Consider the following 21,186-nt stretch of genomic DNA (forward strand, 5'->3'; position numbering starts at 1 on the left):
TGCGCGTCGACCCACCCGGCCGCCGGGGGTGTGCACACCCTCTGCGTCGACCGCACACCCTTTCCTGCCGGCTGCTGAGGGTGTTCACTCACCGCCAGGGGTGTGCACACACTCCTCAGTGCGCCGCCGCGAACGTCTCGGCGGCCGACGCGGCGAACGCGAGGAACGCGTCGTTCTCGTGCGGGTCGCCCACCGTCACGCGCACTCCGTCGTCTCCGTAGGCGCGGACGATGACACCGGCCTCGGTGGACGCTGCGGAGAAGTCGCCCGACTCCGCGCCCAGCGGGATCCAGACGAAGTTCGCCGACGACTCGGGTACGTGGAATCCCATGCTGCGCAACGAGTCCCGTAACCGCGACCGCTCGGCCGTCACGGTGGCCGTGCGTGCCAGCAGTTCGTCCGAGGCCGCGAGAGATGCGACGGCGCCACTCTGCGCGACACTGCTCACGCTGAACGCGGTGTGCACCTTCTTCATCGACGTGATGATCGACGGTGCTCCGACGGCGTACCCCACCCGTAGTCCGGCGAGGCCGTAGGCCTTCGAGAACGTCCGCAGCACCACGACGTTGGGTCGGGTTCGTCCGATCTCCACGCCGTCGATCGCGCGGTCGGTGTACTCGAAGTAGGCCTCGTCCAGCACCACGACGATGTGGTCGGGGATCGCGTCGAGGAACCGTTCGAGGTCGGCGGGGTCCACCACGGTGCCCGTCGGGTTGTTCGGGTTGCACACGAACATGAGACGGGTCTTGTCCGTCACCGCTGCGGCCATCGCGTCGAGGTCGTGCACGTCGTCGTGAGTGAGCGGCACACGCACGGCGGTGGCGCCGGCGACGAGCGTGACGATGGGGTAGGCCTCGAACGAGCGCCAGCCGAAGACGACCTCGTCCCCGGCGTTGCAGGTGACCTGGACCAGTTCCTGGCACAGCGCGACCGATCCGCAGCCGACGGCGACGGTGGTGGCCGGGACGTCGAGGAAGTCCGCGAGCGCCTCGACCAGGACTGTCGACTGGTTGTCGGGATAGCGGTTCACTCCGGCCGCCGCCTCGGCGATGGCCTCGCGAACGCTGGGCAGCGGGCCGGCCGTGGTCTCGTTGCTGGCGAGTTTGATCGCGCCCGGGAACGAGCGGCCGGGCAGGTAACCGGGGATGGCATCGAGGTCGGGGCGCGTGCGTGGGGTCACGATCACCGATTATGCGCGGCGGTCGGACACAGTGTGGTCGCGGCTCTCGCTCGACCCTCGCTTTCGCCATTGTGTGCCATTACCGTGGAGCCATGTCGGGTCTCATCGAGGACACTGCGCCCATCCGCCCCCGCGACGAGGGTGCGGACACCGCCACGCTCGATCGCGTGCCGCTCACCGCGTTCGAGCCGGACAGCAGGGCTCGCGGCGGCATCGTGGTGTTGCACGAGGCGCGCGAGCTCCCGCAGGCCCTGCTCGAGTTCATGCGGTCCCTCGCCGCCGACGGCTGGTTGGTCGCGGCGCCTCACCTGTTCCACCGGGCGGCGGGCGACGACGAGGTGTTCGGCACGCCGTTGTTCGAGGACTTCGACGCCACCGTCGACTGGCTGCAGAGCCGAGGCGTCCCGACCGACTGCATCGGCGTCATCGGATTCGACGACGCCGGAACCGCAGCCGCCCTGGTGGCCACCGATCGAGCCATCGGTGCGGCGGTGAGTGTCGCGGCTCCCGGCATCGTCGAGGCGCTGACCACGGATGCGCTCGCTCTCGTCGACGCGGCGGCATCCCTCAAGGCGCCCTGGCTCGGTCTCTACGGACGCGACGACGTCCGCACTCCCGTGGAGCATGTGGAGCAGTTGCAGGAGGCCGTGTCGAAGGCGTCCGTCGCCACGCTCGTCGTCAGTTACGCCGGCGTCGAGCATCGTGCGGACGAGGAATCCGCCGTGTCGGAGGAGTCGGCCGGCGAGGAGGCGATCGTCGACGCCCAGCGTCGCATCTTCGACTGGTTCGACAGTCATCTCCGATAAGACCGCCCCACCAGCCGTTTTGCGTCTACTCCGGGGCGTGTGTAATCTTCCTTCTCGGCGGTTCGCAAGGACCGGTGCCCTCGAAAGAGGTCCAGGAGGCGTGCCAGAGCGGCCGAATGGGAGTCACTGCTAATGACTTGACCCTTCACCGGGTCCGGAGGTTCAAATCCTCTCGCCTCCGCCACTTTCGACTTCGGTCGGAGGATAACTGAACAGCACCACAGCATGCGCCCGTAGCTCAACGGATAGAGCACCTGACTACGGATCAGGAGGTTAGGGGTTCGAATCCCTTCGGGCGCACCACAGAGAGCCGGTACCAGGATCATCCTGGTGCCGGCTTTCTGCATGTACGGGTCCGGCACCTCTGTGTACTATGTGATGGAACATATAACCGGGTTCCGGCCCGCCACAGGGGGAGTGTGTCGTGACCGAGTTCCAGACGATCACCGTCGAACCGCGTGGGCACGTCCTGCACATCGGGCTGAACAGGCCGTCGAAGCGGAACTCCTTCACCACCGACATGATCCGCGAGCTGTCCACGGCGTACGGAATGTTGGAGGCGGACGACGACCTCCGTGCCGGACTCCTCTTCGCTCACGGTGAGCACTTCACCGCCGGTCTCGATCTCGTGGACGTCGCCCAGCATCTGACGGGCGATCGTCTGCCGTTCGCTGAGGGTGGGCGGGATCCGTGGCGCCTCGACGGAACGTGGACCACTCCGGTGGTGGCGGCGGTGCACGGATGGTGCATGACGCTCGGCATCGAACTGCTGCTGGCGTCCGACATCCGGGTCGCCGCAGCCGGAACGCGTTTCTCTCAGATGGAAGTTCAGCGCGGTATCTACCCGTTCGGCGGGGCGACCCTGCGGTTTCCTCGCGAGACCGGCTGGGGGAACGCCATGCGGTGGATGCTCACCGGAGACGAGTTCGATGCCGAGGAGGCTCGTCGCATCGGGCTCGTGCAGGAGGTCTGTGCGAATCCCGCCGCGGCGATCGAGCGCGCGATCGAGCTCGCACACCGCATCGCGGAGTCCGCTGCGCCGCTTGGTGTGCGGGCCACGCTGGAGTCCGCTCATCGCAGCCTGATCGAGGGGGACGCCGCCGCGGCGGCGCAGCTGCTCCCCGGCATCCGGGCACTGTTCTCGACGGCCGACGCGGCCGAGGGGATGCTGTCGTTCGTCGAGAGACGGCAGGCCACCTTCACCGGCAGGTGATACTCATCAGATTCACACCACGAACGGAGCATCGGTGACGACGTCGGACGAACGAAGACTCATGGCACTCGCGGCAGTGGCGGGTGTCGCGCAGAACGCGATCGCCCTGCCCTACGTCCGGAAGCACGGGACACGATCCGCCGCCGACTTCTTCGTCGGGAAGATCTGGTCCACCGTGCCCGGACGGTTCGCGATGGTGGATCTCATCCTCGTGGTGATCGCCTTCCACGTCTGGGCGTTGCCCGAGGCGCGGCGACTCGGCATCGTCCGGTGGTGGCTGGTCACGGTGCTCCTCACGTTCGGTGTGGGTATCGGCTCGGCGATCCCGTTCTTCCTCGCCGTGCGAGCTCGGACCGTCCGACTCGCGGGCTGAGAATCACCGGCGGCCCCGCTCCGGGGCGCTCATGTCCCCGGTGCCGGGTGTGCCGTCCGCCAGCGCGTACTGCAGGAACACGGTGCCGCCCGGGCTTGCCTGCGGTGGGGCAACGAGGGCGAGGCTCGTCGGCAGGGCGCCGGTGTCGAACACCGTCTTACCGACACCCAGCACGATGGGGTGCAGCCACAGGTCGAGGCGGTCGAACAACCGCTCCCGCACCAGTGTCTGCACCAGATCGAGACTCCCCACGACCTTGATGTCCTGATGCCGCTCTCGGATCTCGCGCACAGCGGTCGGTAGATCCGGGCCCAGTACCGAGGATCCGGCCCAGTCGAGCGTGCGCGGATCGCGCGAGGCGACGTACTTGGGAATCCCGTTGAAGAGACTCGCGATGCCGTCGTCCGGTCCGCCCTGCTGATGCGGCCAGTACGACGCGAAGATGTCGTACGTCCGTCGCCCGAGCAGGAGCGCATCGGTGCCGCGGTAGGCCGCATCGATCTGCGCGCCGGTGACGTCGTCGATCAGCGGCGCCTGCCAGCCGCCGAACGGGAACCCGTCCGGGTCCTCGTCGGGTCCGCCGGGAGCTTGCCCGACGAGGTCGAGCGTCGCGAACATCTCGATGGTGATCGTTCCCATGGCGTCACTCCTCGGTTGCGTGTGACGAGATGGACCACCGAGCGGTGCGGAAGTCATCGCGGAGGGCTGTCGAGGTTCACACGCTCCTCGCCGCCAGGCCACCGTCGACGGGGAGGCAGACCCCGTTGATGTAGGCCGCGTCGTCCGAGGCGAGAAAGACAGCCGCATTGGCCACGTCCTGTGGCGTGCCCATCCGTCCGGTCGGACTCGCGGCATGGCGGGCGGCCAGTGCGGTCTCGCGAGACGCGTCGTCCACCAGGGTGTGCGAGACCAGGGGTGTGTCGATCAGCCCCGGCAGGATCGCGTTGACCCGGACACCGAACGCGGCGTACTCCAGCGCCAATGCCACGGTCAGCTGATTCACTCCGGCCTTCCCGGCAGCGTAGGCGGGATAGGAGTACCCGGTGTACCGGATGCTCGCCAGCGAGGAGACGTTCACAATCGCGCCGCCCCCCTCCGAGAGCATCCACGGAATCGTGTACTTGCAGGTGAGGAACACCCCCGTGAGATTCAGCGACAGCGCGGCGTTCCACCGGTCGATGCTCAGGTCGGTGACCTGCCCGGTGGTCACCGACCCGACGTTGTTGTGCAGGATCGTGGGCGGCCCGACGGCGTGTGCGGCGGCGTCGACAGCGTCGCGAACGCCGTCCTCGTCCGTGATGTCCGCCGCGATCGCCATCGCTCGTCCTCCGTCGCTCACGATCTCCTTCGTCGTCAGCTCGGCCTCGGCGCGGTCCCGGTCGATCGCCACCACCGTCGCCCCGGCCCTGGCATAGGCGAGTGCGGCGGCGCGGCCGTTGCTCATGGCTGTACCGCTGGACCCAGCGCCGAACACGAGCACCACACGGCCGGACAGTGACGGTGGCATGGCGGCTCCGGATTCCGAGAACGAACGTGACCTCTCGATGGTCGTCTAGTGGTAGGCCCTCGAACCAGCGCGCCGCGTCGAGCGTCGGCGTGAAACTTCCACCATCTGTAGGAAGAACTGCGAGGCTGACATCCATGACGGGCACCCCGAGCGTCGATGCTCGCCTCCTGGAGCTGATCGACGCTCTCGCCGAACATCTCGGCCGGTCGGTCGTGGTCGACGACCCGGCAGTCCGCTTGATCTGTGCGAGTAGGCATTTCGGTGACGAGGATGCCGTGCGCGTCCGCGCGGTGTTGCAACGCGACGCCGGTGCCGACGTCGGCCGCTACGTTCTGTCGCGTGGCGCGGGGCGGTGGCATGGGGCGCACGTCCTCGAGGCGAGCCCGGACCTGGGCCTGACCGCGCGGCTGTGTGTGCCGCTGCACGGACCGGGGTGGTTGCTCGGTTTCCTCATGGTCATCGATGCCGACGGTTCCCTCACTCCGGGGGAGATCCGGCACATCGAGAAGGTGAGCCGGGACGTCGAATCCGTGATGCATGCGGGCTCCATCGCATCCGGCGAGGACTCCGTCGAGCGGACGGCAGCGTTGCGCGATCTCCTCGGCAGACACGAGGCCGCTCGGCGCGCCGCCGAGGCGTGGTTCGTGAGAAACGGGGGCGCGGGCGCGGGGGCGGCGTGCGTCACCGTGGTGTCGTTCACCGTCACCGCGCTGGGCACACCGGATGCCTCGGTCGCGACGGCGCTGCAGGTGGCCGTCGACATGGCGGCACGGACACGTGGCACCACGGCGCAGCACCTGGTGGACGACGACCGCGCGCTCCTTCTGCTCACGTCGGAGGTGGTTCCGACTCGTGCGGGAATCCTCGAGCACGTCCGCCGGGTGGCGGAGGGCCTCGATCGGGTGCTGGGGGCCGGCTCCTATCGCTGCGCCGTCGGTGTCGGCACCTCGACCGAGGGGCGCACCGGCGCGTGGCGTGCTCGCCACCGCGCGGACATCGCGTCACGAGCCCCGTCCGGCGACATCGTCTTCTGGGACGACCTCGGAGTGGACGCGGTGCTGCTCGAGCTCCCCGCCGAGGTGATGGTCCCGGAATCCGTCCCGTTACCGCTGCGCCGCCTCATGGAGATGGACCCGTCGGGACGGTTGACGTCGACGCTGCGGTCGTTCCTCGACCACGGTGGCTCCGTCGCGAGGACGGCTGCCGAACTCCACATGCATCGGACGTCGCTCTACTACCGGTTGGACCGTATACGGGAGATCACGTCGCTCGATCTCGACTCGGGACGGGATCGGCTGCAGCTTCATCTGGGACTACACCTGCATGACCTGACCTCGCAGTTCCGACAGAACGAGGATCCTGCGACCGCGCATCCCGACGGACGTAGGTGGTGATACAGGTCACTCCGGCGCGACACTCGCACCGTCGGTGTCTTCGCCGGCACGGACCCGAGGAGCCGGAACGATGATGGTCACCACCAGCGACGGGTGTGCGCTCGACGTCAGAGACAGCGGTCCCGGATCGACCGGTGACACCCTCGTGCTGGTCCACGGATGGTCGCAGTCGCGGGCGATGTTCGACCGCGTCATTCCCTTGCTCACTCCCACTCATCGGGTGGTGTCTTTCGACCTCCGTGGTCACGGACTGTCGGGCAAGCCGGCGACGGGCGCGCGCGTCGCGCGGCTGGCAGCCGATCTGCACGAGGTTCTCGACGCCCGCGCGGTGGATCGAGCGTGCCTGGTCGGACACTCGTTGGGGGCCTCGGTCGCGTGGAGCTACCTGGACACTCACGGATCGTCCCGCGTCGACTCCCTCGTCGTCGTGGACCAGCCGAGCGCCTGCGCCGTCCTGCCGTGGATGACGGCCGAGGACGGCAGGGATGCGGGTGCGATCCTGGACGTCGCCGGTGCCGACGCTTTCGTGGCATCGCTGACCTCTCCCGAGAGCGACGCCATCCGCCACGCGTTCCTGGTGTCGATGCTCTCCCCCGACATCGGAGCCGACGACGTGGAGTGGCTCTACCGGGAGAACCTTCGGATGCCGGCCGCGTGGGGTGCGCGGCTCCTGTTCGATCACATCATGCAGGACTGGCGAGACGTGTTGCCCGACATCGACGTTCCCACCCTCGTGATCGGCGGCGAGGTCAGCCACGTGTCGACCGCGTCTCAGGCCTGGACTGCCGACCGCATCCCCGGCGCCGAACTTCGCGTCTTCACCAGAGCTGAAGGGGGCAGCCACTTCCCGTTCTTCGAGAATGCGTCGTCCTTCGCTCCCGTGCTCCTCGACTTCCTCGCCGCACATCGCGTTCCGTCGGGTGCTCAGCGCACCCCCGCGGCCGTCTGACCGAGCACCTCGATCAACCCCTCGAGATCGGGCTCGTCGTCGGTGGGGTGGGCGACGACCGTCGTGATGCCGAGGTGCCCCAGGCGGGCGACCTCGTCCGCCACCTCCGCCGCGCCGCCGGTGACCGCGAGCCCGCTCGTATCGGACTTGCCCCAGCGCGCGACCTCGTCGCGAATGCGGTCGTCCGCGCCGGCGCCCACCGCCACCAGTCGAGGCGCGATGACGCGATGGTCGGCGGAGCGCCGCGCTGCGCTCACCTCGGCACACGAGGCGGCCAGCTCGTCGTCCGACATCGCGGCCGCGAACAAGGTGCCGTCCGAGTGGGATGCCGCGTAGCGCAGCGTCTTCGGACCGGTACCGCCGAGAAAGAACGGTTCGTCGGGCGCCGGCCACTGCAGCTGCACGGCATCGAGGGAGACGTACCGGCCGTCGACGGTGACCTCCTCCCCGCGCAGCAGCGCCTGTAGAGCGGTCGAGTACTCGTCCAGCAGCGTCATCGGAGACGCGACGCGGGCGCCGACCTGCCCCATCCAGTGCTGCACGCCGTGTCCGGCACCGGCGAGGAACCGGCCGGGGAACAGTCGATGCAGCGACGCGACCTCCATGGCGCACAGGGCGACGTTGCGCAGCGGCGCGGGCATGAGTCCCAGGCCGACCTGGATGCGCTCGGTGCTCGCCAGCACTGTGGCCGCGGTCGTCAGCCCACCGTGGCTGAAACAGTCCTCCCACAGCCAGAACTCGTGGAGTCCCGCCTTCTCCGCGGCGCGTGCGGCCGTGATCAGCCGGGCAGGGTCGTGGGCGGGGGTGAACACGATGCCGAGTCTCGTCACGAGTCAGTCGTAGCAGATCGAGCGCCCGCCGGGGGCGCGTCGGTTCGTTCGGGGCCGAGACGTGCCGCGACCGTGGCCATCGCCGTCACGAGATCGGGCGGGGAGACGTCCTCGAGGTCCGCGTCGAACCGTGCGAGGGACGCGGCCACGGCGACCCACGACCACGAGCCGACCGTCACGCGGCACCGCTCTGCGTCGACGTGTTCCACGGACTCGTCCGACTCGGTGAGGAACGGCCGCAGCGCCTCGGCCGGCAGACGGACGACCGCCTCGCCGACGCAGGGCCAGGTACCCGTCTCCGATCCACGGAGTCGCGCCTGGAGCAGGCGACCGGCGGAGCCGCCCGGGACGGGCCGCGGTGTGAAGCGTCGGCCGGTCGGTGGGCGCAGCTCCATGCGATCGAGTCGGAAGATGCGCCAGTCGTCGCGCGCCAGATCCCATGCCACCAGGTACCACCGCGCCCGCGCGGTCACGACGCCGTAGGGCTCGACGTGTCGCGACGAGGGTTCGGACGAGGGGGACGTGTATGCGAACCGCAGTGCCTCGGTGCCGACCGCACCGGCGACCGCCAGCAGTGTTCGGCTGTCGACCATAGGCGCGGACTCGGGCGGAGGCGTCGTCGCCACGCGGTCGAGTCTGTGGCGCAACCTGCTCGGGAGCACCTGACGCACGGTGGCGAGAGCTCGGGCGGCAGGCTCGGCCACGTCCACGCCGAGTGACGTGGCACCGCCGAGGGCGACGGCGAGTGCCACCGCCTGGTCGTCGTCGAAGAGCAGAGGCGGAAGGTCGGCGCCCGCGTCCAGGCGATAGCCCCCGTCAGGCCCCTTCGCGGACGACACCGCGTACCCCAGCTCGCGGAGCCGGTCGACGTCCCTCCGGACGGTGCGCGGACTCACCTCGAGTCGCCGAGCCAGTTCTTCGCCCGGCCAGTCCCGTCGGTGCTGCAGCAACGACAGCAGCGTGAGCATGCGTGACGAGGGTGCGGGCATGCCGCCGATACTGCCCGAAGTAGCGGACAGAAACTGGCCGCTTCGACCGACACAGTGGGTCTGCAGGCGGTGATCGCCGCCCGCGAGAGACCACCCACGAGGAGAACCCCATGACCGTGACCAGCACCCTGCATCTGAACTTCGACGGCCACGCGCGCGCCGCGCTCGAGTACTACCACTCGGTGTTCGGCGGCGATCTCGTCGTGGTCCCGTACGGCGACACGAGCCCAGATCAGGCCGACCAGGTGGTGTGGGGCCAGGTCTCCTCGCCGGACGGCTTCCACGTGATGGCCTACGACGTGCAGCACGACCTCGAGCGGGACGCGGGCCGCAACGCCTTCTACTTCTCGTTGCGCAGCACCGACGCCGACGCGATCACCGGCTACTGGACGGCGCTCGCCGCGGGGTCGACCGTCGAGGTGGAACTCGGTCCGTCGGTGTTCTCCCCGCTGTACGGCAAACTCACCGACCGCTTCGGTGTCGTCTGGATCATCGACGTCATGGTGCCGTACGGCGGCTGAACCGTGCCCAGTTGTCGTGCAGCACAGCGCGGGACCAGTCGTCACCGAGTCCGAGGCCGACCACGCTCTCGACCGCGTGCGCGTACGAGTAGGGGATGTTGGGGAAGTCGCTGCCGAACACGATCTTGTCCTGCAGGTCGCGCAGGCGCGGCAACGCCGATCGCGGGTAGGGCGCGAGCTGTTCGGTGAAATCGGTGAACACCATCGTGGTGTCGAGCCCGACGTTGTCGAACGTCTCGGCCAGGGTGAGGAAGTCCTCGTACTCGGGCATGCCCATGTGTGCGATCAGCAGGGTGAGTGTCGGAAAGCGGTGCAGTAGTGCGCGGATCGGGTCCGGTCCGGTGTGGCGACCGGGTTCGGGTCCCGATCCGCAGTGGATGACGACGGGTACGGCGGCGTCGTCGAGAACCGCCCACACGTCGTCCAGGTACGGATCGTGGACGTCGATATTCCCCACCTGCACATGGCATTTCATCACTCCGACCCCGTCCTCGACGGCGGCACGGACGTACCGAGCAGCGTCCGGTTCGGGGTGAAAGGTGGCGGTGCGTACACAGTCGGGTGTTCGGTCCGCGAACTCCGCTGCCCACCCGTTCAACCACTCCGCCATGCCGGGCTTGTGCGGGTACAGCAGGGACGTGAACGTCCCTACCCGGTACCTGCGCAACAGGTCGGTGCGTTCGTCCTCGTCCACGCGGTACTCGATCGGCCACGCGGTGCCGAGGCGGTCGTCCACGGAGTCGAAGTAGTTCCACACCTTGGCCAGAACGCTGTGCGGCATGAAATGCGTGTGCACGTCCACCAGTGACTCGAGGCGGAGGTCGTCGAGCACTCGGTGGACCCGGCGGATGTCGTCGTCACGGTTCTGCACGGGATCGATCCTCGCATCGCCGGGGCGGCCGCGACGGCACTCCGAACCCTTGACTTTGCGGACACTGCGTGTCTGTAATAAGACGATGACGGGATCACTGCAGGGACGAGTCATCGCCATCACCGGTGGCGCACGGGGAATCGGCCTCGCGACGGCGCGCGCGCTGGTCGCCGCCGGCGCCAGGGTGGCGATCGGGGACGTGGACGCGGACGCCCTCGCCGCCGCGGCCGAGTCCGCGCGGGTGCACCTGCACGGAGCACTGGACGTCACGGACCCGGCGTCCTTCGACGCCTTCCTCGACCGCGTCGAGCGTCAGCTGGGCCCGGTCGACGTCCTGGTCAACAACGCCGGAATCATGCCGGTCGGGGCGCTGACGGACGAGCCGGACGCGGTGGCACGCCGGATCATGGACGTGAACGTGCACGGCGTCATCATCGGCACCAAGTCGGCGCTGCACCGCATGGTGCCGAGACGGCGCGGACACGTCGTCTCCATCGCCTCGATGGCGGGCGAGGCGGTGGCGCCAGGCCTGGCCACCTACTGCGCCAGCAAGTCTGCGGTCATCGCGTTCACCGAGGCGGCGAGGGTGGAGTACCGATCCTCGGGCGTCGAGTTCTCCCTGGTCCTGCCGTGGTTCGTCAACACCGAACTCACGGCGGGAACGAGAGACGTGCCCTTCATGAAGAAGGCCGAACCCGAGGACATCGCGCGGGCGGTGGTCCGGCTCGTCGAGAAGCCGCGACCCAAGGTGCGCATCCCGGCCTCGGCCGGCGCGATCGTCGTCAGCCAGCGCTTCATGCCGCGCCGACTCGGTGAGTTCGTCAGTCGCCGTTTCGGATCCGAGCAGATCTTCCTCGGCGACGTGGACGCGGAACGGCGTCGCGCGTACGAGGACAGGGCGCGCGGGCAGTCGTCCGCTCCCGAGTCGACGCGCTAGCGGCGCACGCTCGCCAGCACCGCGTCGACCAGTCCGTCGATGTACGCGTCGTCCGCGGTGGCGGCGGACGGCGCCTCGGTCGCATCGTGTGCGAACAACACTCGGCTCAGAACGGCGCCCGTGAGCATCTCGAGCAGCAGTGTGGTCCGCACGTGTTCCGGTAACTCGCCGCGGGACACGGCGCGGCGGACGATGTCTCGGGTCGCGACGAATCTGCTCGTGCTGATGGTGGCGGTCAGCGCCTCGAGCAGATCGGGATACACGCGGGCGTCGAGGGCCACGCGCACGGCGATGAGCCCCGAGGAGTCTCGGTAGCCCCGCAGGAGTTGACGAGCCAGTTCCGTGAGATCGCCTGTCAGGGTGCCGGTGTCGATGGGGTCGACGAGGGGGAGCACGGTCTCCAGAGCCCCGGTGAGGAGTGCCTCCTTGGTGGGCCACCGACGGTAGATCGCCGCGCGGCCCACGCCACCGCTCTTGGCGACGGCATCGATGGTGAATCCCGCCCACCCGGTGCGCCAGTACACGTCCACGACGGCGTCGTACACCCGCGATTCCATGGCGGGGTCGCGTGGCCGCCCCCGTCGCGCCGTGCCGTCGGTCGACTCCATGCCATCAGATTACAGACAACTGGTGTCTGTAATAAGGTGATCCCATGTCACAGGAAGCAGACCGCATCCCGGTCGTCGTGGGCGTGGGCGATGTCGTGTCCGGCAGCGCCGGCGCTGCGGCCGACCCCGTGGAGCCGATGGAGCTCGTGCTGCGCGCGGTCCGTGCTGCGCTCGACGACAGCGGAACGTCGGCGCTCGGCGCCGCGGTGGACGCGATCCACGCCGTGCGCACGACGAGCTGGAACTACGACGATCTCCCGGCTCTGATCGCAGCACGGCTGGGGGCATCCGCGCCGACGCGGTCCGCCAGCACCATCGGCGGTCACCACCCCGCGCGCCTGATGGACCGAGTGGGGCACGACATCGCCGCCGGTCGCAGCTCCGTGGCACTCGTCGTCGGCGGCGAGACGCAGGCATCCGTGCGAGCACTGACGAAAGCCGGAACGGATCCCGTCGAGCTCGGCTGGGCCGTCGCACCGGGCGGCCCGCCGACCTTCGCACCGGACGACCTCGGCAGCGCCGAGATGCAGCGAGCGGGCATCCTCGCCCCCGTCCAGATCTATCCGCTGTTCGACCGCGCTCGGGCCGACCGTCTCGGTCTGCGACCCAGCGAGTCACTGACGGCGTCGGCAGAGCTGTACTCGCGGTTCTCCGCTGTCGCGGCGCGACATCCGGTCGCGTGGAGTCCGGTCGAGCGGTCGCCCGACGACATCGCCGGCGTGGACGCGTCGAACCGCGCGGTGTCCGACTGCTATCCCCTCGCCATGAACGCCATGCCGTTCGTCGACCAGGCCGCCGCGGTGCTGGTGTGTTCGCTGGCGGCAGCGCGCGCGGCCGGGGTGGACGAGGACCGCATCGTGTACCTGTGGGGCGGCGCCGGTGCGTCCGATGCCCCGGACATCCTGGCGCGCAGCACCTTCGATCATTCACCGGCGCTCCGAGCGGCGGTGCGCACCACCCTCGCCGCGGCGGGTGTCGCGGGTGCCGATCTCACCTTCGTCGATGCCTACAGCTGCTTTCCCGTCGTCCCTCTCCTGTTGATGGACGAGCTGGGACTGTCGTCGGATGCCACTCCCACGGTCCTGGGCGGCCACTCGTTCTTCGGTGGGCCGCTCAGCAGCTACTCGTTGCACGCGGTCGCGGAATCGACCCGGCTGCTGCGACAGTCCCGCGGCGGACGCGCTCCGGCGATCGCGATGGTGCATGCGAACGGCGGCTACCTCACCCACCAGCACACCATCCTGTTGTCGACCGATCCGCACGAGGCCGGATACGTCGGGAACCCCGATGCGGTGACCGTGTCGGCGACAGCGGTACCCGTGACGCACGGCCACAGCGGTCGCGCGATCGTCGAGACGGCGACTGTCATGTTCGGGCGCGGCGGGGAACCGGAACAGGCGCTCGTCATCGCCCGCACACCCGAGGGTGACCGCATCGCCGGTCGTACCGGGGCGGACGCCGCGGCGGCGTTTCATCGAGTGGTCACCGACCGCGACGTCTCACCGGTCGGCCTCACGATCGACGTGGTGGACGAGGGCGGGAACCTGGACATCACCCTCGACTCGATCACGGCGAACGGCAGGGGAGTACGGGCATGAGCGATCAGGACGTGGTTCTCACGGAACGCCGCGGACACGTGCTGCTGGTGACGTTGAACCGCCCCGCCGCGGCCAACAGCGTGAACGCAGAGGTGCACACCCTGCTGGGCGAGGCGTGGGAACTGGCGGACGGCGACGAGTCGATCCGTGCCGTCGTCCTCACGGCGGCGGGCTCCGGCACCTTCTGCGGCGGAGCCGATCTGAAGGCACTCGGCACGCGGGGTCCCGACGGCGTGACCCCTCCGGAGACGGCACACTGGGGCTTCGCCGGCGTCACCAGGCACCCGATCTCCACGCCGATCGTCGTCGCGGTCACCGGGAACGCACTCGGCGGTGGGACCGAGATCGCACTGTCCGGTGATGTCGTGATCGCCTCCACCACTGCACGATTCGGGCTTCCCGAGGTGCATCGCGGGCTGATCGCGGGAGCGGGCGGACTCTTCCGGCTGGTCGACGCGATCCCGCGAGCGATCGCGATGGAACTGATCCTCACCGGTGAGCCCATGAGTGCGGACGACGCGGCGCGGTGGGGACTCGTCAATCGTGTGGTGGAACCGGACGCCGTTCTCGACACGGCGCTTCGGTTGGCGGAGACCATCGCGGCGGGAGCGCCTCTCGCGATCCGCGCCAGCAAGGTCATCGCCCGGGGCATCGTCGATGGGCGCATCCCGTCCGAAGCGGCCGCATGGGAGGAGACCGACCGCGCGCTCGCGCAGTTGTCCACGTCCTCCGACACGGTCGAGGGGATCATGGCGTTCATGGAGAAGCGCGAACCCCGGTGGACGGGGCGCTGATCGGCGCACGACGTCTCGTCGCGGCGGCCGCGCTCGGGTCCGCTGCGGGTGTGGCCCTCGTGGTTCTGTTCACCATCGTGCCGCCGCCGTGGGATGCGCTCGTGAACACGAGTGCGCTGTGGGGCTTGGTGCCGTTCGCGGTGGCGGCCCGGTCGCCGCACGGACGCGGCGTGGCAGTCGGAGTCGCGTCGATGCTCGCGCTCGTCCTGGTGTGGATCCTGCTGTCGCCGAACGTGATCACCGTGCGGGAAGTGCTGGTCTTCGTCCTCGTCGGACTCGGTGCGGGGGCGGTGTGCGGCGCAGCCGGTGCTGCTGTCGGGCGTGACCGCCGTGTGAGCGGGACGGTGGTCGTGGCGGGGATCGTGCTCGGTGAGGCCGTGTACGGGACCGTCGTGGTCGGCGGTCCGCACTGGTTCGTGGAAGCCGCGCTGGCGGGCATCCTCGTGCCGGCGTGTTGCCGCACCGCGGCGACACGAGTCCGTGCGGGACTCGGTGCCGCCGCGGTGGCGGGTGCGCTGTTCGGCGCCTACTGGGCCTACGACGCGGTGCTCACCACCTGAGGGGTGTCAGGCCTTCCACTCCGCGGTGCGTTCCGGGGTCGCCTGCGCCAGCGCATCGACCGTCGCGTCGACTCCGAAGTCCTTGCCGTACACGGGTGTACCCGGCTGCTGGCGCCAGGATTCGGCCAACGATCCGGCGTCGACGACGTCGAAGCCGATCTCGTCGATGACGGCGGACACGATCTTCTTGGCGTCGGCATCGTCGCCGGCGATCGGCAGCGCGATGCGGCCCTCGGTGCCGGCCGGGACGCCCTTGTTCAGGAGGTGCTTCCACCAGATTCCGTTGAATGCCTTCACGACCGGCTCGCCCAGCAGTTCCGAGACCCACACGCTCTCCGGTGTGCCGTCCTCGATCGCGTCGATCTTGCCGTCCCGCTGCTGCGGGTAGTAGTTGTTCGTCTCGATCACCGGAGCACCGGGCTTGCGGGCCGAGAGGATGCCGGACGCGAGGTCCGGCGTGTTCTTCTGCGGGATGCTGACGATGACGAGATCCGCGTCGGTCGCGGCGTCCTTCGCCCAGACCGCGGTGGCGCCGGTCTCGGACGCCAGATCCGCGAGGGTCTCCGGATCCCGAGAGTTGGCGACGGCAACCTCGTGGCCCACGGCGCGCAGCCGTCGGGTCAGGGTTCCGCCGATGTCGCCTGCTCCGATGATGCCGATCTTCACGTGCTTCTCCTTCGGTCGTGCAACGAACGTCTCGTTCGGCCAACCCCGTCCGCGCGGGAAAGATTCCCCCGTGGCGGCGGATCCTCGGCGCACCGGCGGTCTCTCAGGGCGCGCCGAACCCGGCGTCGGCCAGCACCTTCCGTCCGTCGGGACCGGAGACGAAGTCGACGAAGGCGCTCGCGATGTCCGGTGCGCCGGAGTCGGCCAGTGCGGCGATGGGATAGGAGTTCACCGCGCCCGACGCCTCCGGGAACGGCACGGTGACGACGGCGTCACCGGCGCCGGCCGCGTCGGTGACGTAGACCAGGCCGGCATCGGCCTGACCGGACGTGACCTTGCCCAGAACGTCCGTCACGGACGATTCCTCGCTGGCAGGGGTGAGGCTCACCCCGGCGGTCGTCTCGATCTTCTCGGTGGCGGCACCGCACGGAACCTGCGGCGCGCACACGACGACCGTGGTCCCGGACGTCGCCAGGTCCGAGAACGAGCCGATCCCGGCGGGGTTGCCCGGCGGAGTGACGATCGTCAGAGTGTTGGTCGCGAACGTGACCGGGTCACCGTCGATCAACTCGGCGTCCCGTGCCTTGTCCATGGTGATCGTGTCCGCCGAGGCCAGAACGTCCCCGGGCGCACCCTGCGACAACTGGGACACCAGATCGGACGACCCCGCGAACGTGAACGTCACGGCGGTACCCGGGCGGGTCTGCTCGAACTGCTCACCCAGCTCGGTGAACGACGCCTTCAGCGACGCGGCAGCGAACACGGTGATGCCGTCTTCGGCCGGTCCGGGCGAGGAGCACCCCGTGAGCGACAGTGCCACCACCGCCGCGCACCCCAGCACTGCGATCCTCGTCGTCACCATGTCGGCTCCTTTCGCCGCAGATGCGGTTCGAAGGAGACCATATAGGAGCATGCGCGCCCGGAAGGGTCAGACGTCCTCGAATGCGGCGACCACGAGATGCTGAGTGCGTCGGCCGAGCGGAATCTCTGCGTCCGGGCGGCGAAGTGGGGCTGCATCGCCGTCGAACAGGGCGACGATGTCGTCGGTCGGTACCGAGGATCCGCTGTCGTCGAGAAACCTGAGGGCGACGATCGCGGTCGCGTGGACACGTCCGTCGACGTCGAAGATCTGTTCGAGATAGGCGTTCTTCGCGTCGACACCGAGGAAGCGGGTGGACACCGAGAACTTCGTCCACAGGGTGAGGGAGCGGACGTACGTGATGGTCTGTGACGCGACGACGGGATGCCACCCGCGTCCACGCAGGGCTCGCCACAGGCCACCGCGCACGAACATGTCGACTCGACCCGCGTCGAGTACGGACAGGTATCGACCGTTGTTCATGTGCATCAGCACGTCCAGATCGGACGGTGCGACGCGGAACCACGTACGGGTCGGGTCGACCCGTACCGGCCCGCGTCCCGTGCGCCACGGCGCCATCTGTCGGAGCAGGCGGAGCGACATCAGCATGGCGTCACTATGACGGTTCGGTCGCCCCGCGGAGTCGTCAGGGTTCGGTCGGCATGGACGTGAGGTGCGCGAGGAGCGGCGCGGCACGGGTGAGCAGAGCCGCATCCTCCGCTGACATGGCCGCGAGTCGGCGTCCGACGGCGTCGATCCACACGTCGTCGATCATCTCACCGTGTCGACGTGCCGTGGCGGTGGAATGCAGCCGACTCGACCGTCTGTCACCGGGATCGGTGTCCCGCGCGAGCAGCCCCTTGTCGATCAGACGTCGCACCGTCGTGCTGACGTTGCTGCTGTGCAGGCCCAGCATGCGGGCGACGTCCGAGACGGTGGTCCCTTCGTGGCTGACCACCACACGCAGAACCTCGAGTTCGGAATGGGGGAGGGCGGGCAGTCCGGACTGTCGTTCGCCGAATCGGCGCAGCGACCACACGAGAGCCCGCACCTCGCGGGCGATGTCGATCACATCGGACTCGCTCACTGGACTTCCAGACGCCATGACTGACATTCTACTCATGTGAGTATGTATAAAATTATATCCAATACGGAGGCCACCCGATGAGCGTCGACACTCGGTCCGGCGACACCGTCGACTCGACCGCCGCGCGGCCGGTGGCGTCCGGCGTGATCGCGATGCTGGCGCTCCTTGCCGCCGTCGCGCCCCTGTCCATCGACATGTATCTGCCGGCATTCCCCCGCATGGCCGAGGAGTTCGGTGTCAGCGCCACGGCGATCCAGCTGACCCTCACGACGTTTCTCGTCGGTCTCGCGATCGGCAACCTGGTGATCGGGCCGCTGTCCGACCGCTTCGGTCGACGCCCCTTGCTCCTCGTGGGCACTTTCGTGTCCATCATCGCGACCATCCTGTGCGCGTGGTCTCCGACCGTCGAGTGGCTCACCGTGTTCCGGTTCTTCCAGGGCTTCACCGGCGCCGCCGGCGTCGTTCTCTCCCGCGCCGTCATCAGTGACCGTGCACGCGGCGCGGCGGCCGCCAAACTGTTCAGCCTCCTCGTGCTCGTCAACGGAGTCGCTCCCGTCATCGCCCCGCTGCTCGGCGGTGCGGTCATCGGTCTGACAGGGTGGCGCGGCGTCTTCTGGGTGCTCGCCGGTGTGTCCGTCCTGATGTTCGTGGGTGTGCTCGCACTCCTGCCGGAGAGTCATCCCGCCGAGCTCCGCAGCACGGGCGGACTCTCCACCATGATCGCGGACGCACGGGAGGTCATGTCCAACAAGCGATTCCTGGGCTATGCGGGCGCGTTCGCCTTCGGCTTCGGCGTCATGTTCGCCTACATCTCCGCATCGCCCTTCGTGCTGCAGGAGGTGCACGGGCTCTCGACGACGTGGTACTCCATCGCCTTCACGGCCAACGCACTCGGCATCGTCGTCACCAGTGGTGCCAACGCCAAGCTCGTCGACCGCGTCCGTCCGGAAGCGCTGTTGCGCATCGGTCTCGTCTCGATGGTCGCGTTCTCGGCACTGCTCGTCGTCGACGCGGTGGTCGGGCCCTACCTGTGGGCGACCCTGGTACTGCTGTGGTTCGCCGTCGCAAGCCTGGGTCTGGTGATCGCCAACGCGACGACTCTCGCACTGGGAGAGGCGCGCCGGGCCGCGGGCACGGGATCGGCCGTCATGGGCGCGGCCCAGTTCGGCCTCGCCGCGGTCATCTCGCCGCTGGTGGGACTCGGCGGCGAAGGCACCGCGGTGCCGATGGCCGTCACCATGCTCGTCAGCGCGATCATCGGCCTAGGCGGGGTGGTGCTCGGAACCCGTTCCCCCACAGAGCAGTCGGTCACCGAGGCACACTGAGGACGAAGGCGGTGCCGTCGTACACGACGTCGCCGCCGTGGGCCCGCGCGTAGGTTCGGGCGATGGTGAGGCCGAGTCCCGATCCCTCCGAGGTGCGAGCGCTGTCCAGCCGCACCATCCGGTCGAAGATCCGCTCGCGATCCTGAGCGCCGATGCCCGGTCCTTCGTCGGACACCCGGATCGTCGCGGTGGTACCGGCGTCGCGCACGTCGACGGTGACGACGCCGTCCGGCGGTCCGTGGCGCAACGCGTTGTCGGTGAGGTTGGCCAGGATTCGAGCGAGTCGTGCGGCGTCGACCGGCGCGACCACGCTCTCGCCGGTCACCACGACGGTCGAGTCCGGTGCGAGCAGCCGCGCCCGGTCGGCGTCGGCACGGGCCAGAGCGAGAAGGTCGTGGTCATGCCGATCCAACTCCACGTCGTCGTCGGTGCGCGCCGACATCAGCAGATCGTCGATCAGCCGGGATGCGCGGCGTGATTCACGAATCATCGACGCCAGCAGTCGTTCCCGCACGTCGCGCTCGGTGTCGACGCCGCCCCGCAGCAGTGTCTCGGCGGCGGCGGAGATCCCGGCGACCGGCGTTCTCAGATCGTGAGCAGCATCGTCGACGAACTGCCGTGTGCGATCGGCGGTGGCACGCTCGCGCGCCTCGGCTCCTTCGAGCTCGTCGAGCATCTCGTCGAATGCCGTTGCGGTCTCACCCAGCTCGGTGTCCGACCGGGTGGGAGCGAGTCGATCACCGCGATTACCCCGGGTGATCGAGCGGGCCAGTGCCGTCATGCTGCGCAACGGTCGGAGCGATGCGCCGACGACCACCGCCATGAGCAGTGCCGCCACCGCCGACGCGACGAGCACCAACGGAATCAGCACCACGAGCAGCTGCCGCTGCACCGCGTCGATCGAGGACGTGTCGACGGCGACCGTGAGAACCGATCCGTCGGTCAGGGTCGTCGTCGAGACCCGCGTCGGCCTCGTCTCCTCCGGGCCCGGTGGGGGTCCCGGCGGGGGACCGTCTCCCGGCGTCGTCGGGGGGCGTAGTGCGGGTGGCGGTGTCGTCGCTCGGAGCGCGAGGTCGCCGACGATACGGCCGTCCGTCGTCACCAGTTGCGCCGCCACGTTCTCTCCCTGTGTAGCGGAGACGATCTCGGTGGGATCGGCACCGTTGTCCAGCAGTTGCTGCGCGGTGGCGGTGCGGCCGGCGAGGCTGTCTCCCGCCGAGGCCTCGAGCTGGCGTTGCAGCAACACCGTCGTCGCCACGACGATGCCGACGAGCAGGACGAGCACCACCGACATCACCGACACCAGCAATCGCAGGCGCAGAGATCCGGTGCGGAGACCGCGACGGGGTGGGGTCGTCATGCTGTTGGACTCACGGTGTCGGCGGCCAACACGTAGCCGATGCCGCGCCGAGTGTGGAGGATGCGCGGGCCGAACTCCTCGAGCTTGCGACGCAGCGCGCTGATGTGGACCTCGACGAGGTTCTCGTCGTATGCGTCGTACCCCCACACCTGCGTCAGGATCTGGGTCTTGGACACCGTTCGCCCGCGCTGAGCGGCGAGGTAGGACAACAGCTTCCACTCCGTGGCCGTCAAGTTGAGGGCGTTGCCGCCCCGACTGGCGTCGCCCGATTCGGTGTCCACCGACACGTCTCCGCATTCGATCGAGGTGGCGACCGCGCCGTGTCGTCGGAGCACCGCGGTGACGCGGGCGAGGAGCTCCGCCATCGCGAACGGTTTCACCAGATAGTCGTCTGCACCGGCGGTGAGCCCGGTGACGCGGTCGGACACCGAGTCGCGCGCCGTGAGCATCAGCACCGCCGCGTCGCTGCTGCGGCGCGCGACCCGCAGGAGCTCGAGTCCGTCCCGGCCGGGAAGCATGATGTCCAGGACCACGAGGTGGGGTCGATGGTTCGCGAGCGCGGCCTCGAATGCGGAACCGTCCGCGTCGGACCGGACGTCGGCACCCAGGTCCGCGATCGCGGTGGACACGGACAGCCGCAACGTCTCGTTGTCCTCGATCACGAGGATTCTCGGGGTCGCTGCGGGTCGCCGTTCGGTCACGACACCACTATGCGGGTCCCGAGCTGAAGACTTGCTGAAGACGAGGCCCTGATCGCCG

The 21,186-nt window shown here is 69.0% G+C and carries 24 protein-coding genes and 2 tRNA genes; 13 read left to right on the forward strand and 13 right to left on the reverse strand.

Features of this window, described 5'->3' with window-relative positions; genetic code table 11:
- Positions 1-115: 115 nt before the first annotated feature.
- Positions 116-1,180: a histidinol-phosphate transaminase gene (gene hisC / locus QRN16_RS20660; protein ID WP_056444223.1), complete on the reverse strand. Its 1,065-nt coding sequence runs from the start codon at positions 1,178-1,180 to the stop codon at positions 116-118.
- 92 nt (positions 1,181-1,272) lie between these two features.
- On the opposite strand from hisC, the gene QRN16_RS20665 reads away from it, so the two are divergent.
- The 5 genes from QRN16_RS20665 to QRN16_RS20685 all read left to right on the forward strand — a co-directional run bounded on the left by QRN16_RS20665 (position 1,273) and on the right by QRN16_RS20685 (position 3,572).
- Positions 1,273-1,986 (forward strand): dienelactone hydrolase family protein, encoded by a 714-nt coding sequence (locus QRN16_RS20665; protein ID WP_027506573.1) that lies wholly within the window; start codon positions 1,273-1,275, stop codon positions 1,984-1,986.
- Positions 1,987-2,080: 94 nt separating this feature from the next.
- Positions 2,081-2,170, forward strand: a tRNA-Ser gene (locus tag QRN16_RS20670).
- Between the two features lie 43 nt (positions 2,171-2,213).
- Positions 2,214-2,289: transfer RNA gene (locus QRN16_RS20675), tRNA-Arg, on the forward strand.
- A 121-nt stretch (positions 2,290-2,410) separates the two neighbouring features.
- Positions 2,411-3,199 (forward strand): crotonase/enoyl-CoA hydratase family protein, encoded by a 789-nt coding sequence (locus QRN16_RS20680; RefSeq protein ID WP_285189619.1) that lies wholly within the window; start codon positions 2,411-2,413, stop codon positions 3,197-3,199.
- A gap of 61 nt (positions 3,200-3,260) precedes the next feature.
- Positions 3,261-3,572 carry a DUF2834 domain-containing protein gene (locus tag QRN16_RS20685; RefSeq protein WP_051613569.1) on the forward strand — a complete coding sequence of 104 codons (312 nt, stop codon included), beginning with the start codon at positions 3,261-3,263 and terminating at the stop codon, positions 3,570-3,572.
- Positions 3,573-3,575: 3 nt separating this feature from the next.
- On the opposite strand, the gene QRN16_RS20690 is transcribed toward QRN16_RS20685, so the two are convergent.
- Positions 3,576-4,211 (reverse strand): dihydrofolate reductase family protein, encoded by a 636-nt coding sequence (locus QRN16_RS20690; RefSeq protein ID WP_056443168.1) that lies wholly within the window; start codon positions 4,209-4,211, stop codon positions 3,576-3,578.
- Positions 4,212-4,287: 76 nt separating this feature from the next.
- Positions 4,288-5,079: an SDR family NAD(P)-dependent oxidoreductase gene (locus QRN16_RS20695; protein ID WP_056443169.1), complete on the reverse strand. Its 792-nt coding sequence runs from the start codon at positions 5,077-5,079 to the stop codon at positions 4,288-4,290.
- 134 nt (positions 5,080-5,213) lie between these two features.
- Between QRN16_RS20695 and QRN16_RS20700 the strand changes: the two genes are divergently transcribed.
- A complete protein-coding gene (locus QRN16_RS20700; protein WP_285189626.1) occupies positions 5,214-6,473 on the forward strand; it encodes a PucR family transcriptional regulator in 1,260 nt (419 codons plus the stop codon).
- 70 nt (positions 6,474-6,543) lie between these two features.
- Positions 6,544-7,422, forward strand: coding sequence for an alpha/beta fold hydrolase (locus QRN16_RS20705; RefSeq protein ID WP_285189627.1), 879 nt, complete (start codon positions 6,544-6,546; stop codon positions 7,420-7,422).
- Here QRN16_RS20705 and QRN16_RS20710 read toward each other — a convergent pair.
- Entirely contained in the window at positions 7,398-8,252 is an 855-nt protein-coding gene (locus QRN16_RS20710; RefSeq protein ID WP_285189629.1) for an LLM class flavin-dependent oxidoreductase, read from the reverse strand. The genes QRN16_RS20705 and QRN16_RS20710 overlap by 25 nt on opposite strands.
- Positions 8,249-9,241 carry a helix-turn-helix transcriptional regulator gene (locus QRN16_RS20715; RefSeq protein WP_285189631.1) on the reverse strand — a complete coding sequence of 331 codons (993 nt, stop codon included), beginning with the start codon at positions 9,239-9,241 and terminating at the stop codon, positions 8,249-8,251. Before QRN16_RS20715 ends, QRN16_RS20710 begins: the two co-directional genes overlap by 4 nt.
- Positions 9,242-9,351: 110 nt before the next feature.
- Between QRN16_RS20715 and QRN16_RS20720 the strand changes: the two genes are divergently transcribed.
- Entirely contained in the window at positions 9,352-9,762 is a 411-nt protein-coding gene (locus tag QRN16_RS20720; RefSeq protein ID WP_285189634.1) for a VOC family protein, read from the forward strand.
- On the opposite strand, the gene QRN16_RS20725 is transcribed toward QRN16_RS20720, so the two are convergent.
- On the reverse strand, positions 9,740-10,633 hold the full coding sequence (locus QRN16_RS20725) for an amidohydrolase family protein (RefSeq protein WP_285189636.1): 894 nt from the start codon (positions 10,631-10,633) through the stop codon (positions 9,740-9,742). The genes QRN16_RS20720 and QRN16_RS20725 overlap by 23 nt on opposite strands.
- Positions 10,634-10,718: 85 nt before the next feature.
- On the opposite strand from QRN16_RS20725, the gene QRN16_RS20730 reads away from it, so the two are divergent.
- Positions 10,719-11,570, forward strand: coding sequence for an SDR family oxidoreductase (locus tag QRN16_RS20730; protein WP_285189638.1), 852 nt, complete (start codon positions 10,719-10,721; stop codon positions 11,568-11,570).
- On the opposite strand, the gene QRN16_RS20735 is transcribed toward QRN16_RS20730, so the two are convergent.
- Positions 11,567-12,178 carry a TetR/AcrR family transcriptional regulator gene (locus tag QRN16_RS20735; protein WP_056443188.1) on the reverse strand — a complete coding sequence of 204 codons (612 nt, stop codon included), beginning with the start codon at positions 12,176-12,178 and terminating at the stop codon, positions 11,567-11,569. The genes QRN16_RS20730 and QRN16_RS20735 overlap by 4 nt on opposite strands.
- A 44-nt stretch (positions 12,179-12,222) precedes the next feature.
- Here QRN16_RS20735 and QRN16_RS20740 point away from each other — a divergent pair, with 44 nt between their 5' ends.
- From QRN16_RS20740 to QRN16_RS20750, 3 genes are read left to right on the forward strand one after another with little or no spacing between them, the layout of a single operon-like run.
- On the forward strand, positions 12,223-13,776 hold the full coding sequence (locus QRN16_RS20740) for a TLP1 C-terminal extension domain-containing protein (protein WP_285189641.1): 1,554 nt from the start codon (positions 12,223-12,225) through the stop codon (positions 13,774-13,776).
- Positions 13,773-14,570 carry an enoyl-CoA hydratase-related protein gene (locus QRN16_RS20745; protein ID WP_222650564.1) on the forward strand — a complete coding sequence of 266 codons (798 nt, stop codon included), beginning with the start codon at positions 13,773-13,775 and terminating at the stop codon, positions 14,568-14,570. The genes QRN16_RS20740 and QRN16_RS20745 overlap by 4 nt, the downstream gene beginning before the upstream one ends.
- Positions 14,555-15,130, forward strand: a complete 576-nt coding sequence (locus QRN16_RS20750) for a DUF6518 family protein (RefSeq protein ID WP_285189647.1) — start codon at positions 14,555-14,557, stop codon at positions 15,128-15,130. The genes QRN16_RS20745 and QRN16_RS20750 overlap by 16 nt, the downstream gene beginning before the upstream one ends.
- Before the next feature lie 6 nt (positions 15,131-15,136).
- On the opposite strand, the gene QRN16_RS20755 is transcribed toward QRN16_RS20750, so the two are convergent.
- From QRN16_RS20755 to QRN16_RS20770, 4 genes are all read right to left on the reverse strand, one after another.
- Positions 15,137-15,889: an NADPH-dependent F420 reductase gene (locus QRN16_RS20755; RefSeq protein WP_285189649.1), complete on the reverse strand. Its 753-nt coding sequence runs from the start codon at positions 15,887-15,889 to the stop codon at positions 15,137-15,139.
- A 10-nt stretch (positions 15,890-15,899) separates the two neighbouring features.
- Positions 15,900-16,658: a molybdate ABC transporter substrate-binding protein gene (gene modA / locus QRN16_RS20760; protein WP_285189651.1), complete on the reverse strand. Its 759-nt coding sequence runs from the start codon at positions 16,656-16,658 to the stop codon at positions 15,900-15,902.
- 66 nt (positions 16,659-16,724) lie between these two features.
- Positions 16,725-17,264, reverse strand: coding sequence for a thioesterase family protein (locus QRN16_RS20765; protein WP_051613550.1), 540 nt, complete (start codon positions 17,262-17,264; stop codon positions 16,725-16,727).
- Between the two features lie 37 nt (positions 17,265-17,301).
- Positions 17,302-17,742, reverse strand: a complete 441-nt coding sequence (locus tag QRN16_RS20770; protein WP_027506590.1) for a MarR family winged helix-turn-helix transcriptional regulator — start codon at positions 17,740-17,742, stop codon at positions 17,302-17,304.
- 77 nt (positions 17,743-17,819) lie between these two features.
- Here QRN16_RS20770 and QRN16_RS20775 point away from each other — a divergent pair, with 77 nt between their 5' ends.
- Positions 17,820-19,067 (forward strand): multidrug effflux MFS transporter, encoded by a 1,248-nt coding sequence (locus QRN16_RS20775; RefSeq protein ID WP_222633285.1) that lies wholly within the window; start codon positions 17,820-17,822, stop codon positions 19,065-19,067.
- On the opposite strand, the gene QRN16_RS20780 is transcribed toward QRN16_RS20775, so the two are convergent.
- Positions 19,051-20,427 (reverse strand): HAMP domain-containing sensor histidine kinase, encoded by a 1,377-nt coding sequence (locus QRN16_RS20780; protein ID WP_027506591.1) that lies wholly within the window; start codon positions 20,425-20,427, stop codon positions 19,051-19,053. The genes QRN16_RS20775 and QRN16_RS20780 overlap by 17 nt on opposite strands.
- The gene (locus tag QRN16_RS20785) at positions 20,424-21,128 is read right to left on the reverse strand and encodes a response regulator transcription factor (RefSeq protein ID WP_027506592.1); all 705 of its coding nucleotides are present in this window, start codon (positions 21,126-21,128) and stop codon (positions 20,424-20,426) included. The genes QRN16_RS20780 and QRN16_RS20785 overlap by 4 nt, the downstream gene beginning before the upstream one ends.
- Between the last annotated feature and the right edge of the window lie 58 nt (positions 21,129-21,186).

The organism is Rhodococcus sp. MEB041, from assembly GCF_030208955.1.
Classification (GTDB): Bacteria; Actinomycetota; Actinomycetes; order Mycobacteriales; family Mycobacteriaceae; genus Rhodococcoides.

Excerpts from the sequence above, each read along its gene's own strand:
- QRN16_RS20730 (WP_285189638.1), top strand. The coding sequence starts at position 10,719 with ATGACGGGATCACTGCAGGGACGAGTCATCGCCATCACCGGTGGCGCA.
- QRN16_RS20690 (WP_056443168.1), bottom strand. The coding sequence starts at position 4,211 with ATGGGAACGATCACCATCGAGATGTTCGCGACGCTCGACCTCGTCGGG.
- QRN16_RS20765 (WP_051613550.1), bottom strand. The coding sequence starts at position 17,264 with ATGCTGATGTCGCTCCGCCTGCTCCGACAGATGGCGCCGTGGCGCACG.
- QRN16_RS20665 (WP_027506573.1), top strand. The coding sequence starts at position 1,273 with ATGTCGGGTCTCATCGAGGACACTGCGCCCATCCGCCCCCGCGACGAG.
- QRN16_RS20720 (WP_285189634.1), top strand. The coding sequence starts at position 9,352 with ATGACCGTGACCAGCACCCTGCATCTGAACTTCGACGGCCACGCGCGC.
- QRN16_RS20685 (WP_051613569.1), top strand. The coding sequence starts at position 3,261 with ATGGCACTCGCGGCAGTGGCGGGTGTCGCGCAGAACGCGATCGCCCTG.
- QRN16_RS20780 (WP_027506591.1), bottom strand. The coding sequence starts at position 20,427 with ATGACGACCCCACCCCGTCGCGGTCTCCGCACCGGATCTCTGCGCCTG.
- QRN16_RS20735 (WP_056443188.1), bottom strand. The coding sequence starts at position 12,178 with ATGGAGTCGACCGACGGCACGGCGCGACGGGGGCGGCCACGCGACCCC.
- QRN16_RS20745 (WP_222650564.1), top strand. The coding sequence starts at position 13,773 with ATGAGCGATCAGGACGTGGTTCTCACGGAACGCCGCGGACACGTGCTG.
- modA (WP_285189651.1), bottom strand. The coding sequence starts at position 16,658 with ATGGTGACGACGAGGATCGCAGTGCTGGGGTGCGCGGCGGTGGTGGCA.
- QRN16_RS20700 (WP_285189626.1), top strand. The coding sequence starts at position 5,214 with ATGACGGGCACCCCGAGCGTCGATGCTCGCCTCCTGGAGCTGATCGAC.
- QRN16_RS20705 (WP_285189627.1), top strand. The coding sequence starts at position 6,544 with ATGATGGTCACCACCAGCGACGGGTGTGCGCTCGACGTCAGAGACAGC.
- QRN16_RS20740 (WP_285189641.1), top strand. The coding sequence starts at position 12,223 with ATGTCACAGGAAGCAGACCGCATCCCGGTCGTCGTGGGCGTGGGCGAT.
- QRN16_RS20775 (WP_222633285.1), top strand. The coding sequence starts at position 17,820 with ATGAGCGTCGACACTCGGTCCGGCGACACCGTCGACTCGACCGCCGCG.
- QRN16_RS20695 (WP_056443169.1), bottom strand. The coding sequence starts at position 5,079 with ATGCCACCGTCACTGTCCGGCCGTGTGGTGCTCGTGTTCGGCGCTGGG.
- QRN16_RS20715 (WP_285189631.1), bottom strand. The coding sequence starts at position 9,241 with ATGCCCGCACCCTCGTCACGCATGCTCACGCTGCTGTCGTTGCTGCAG.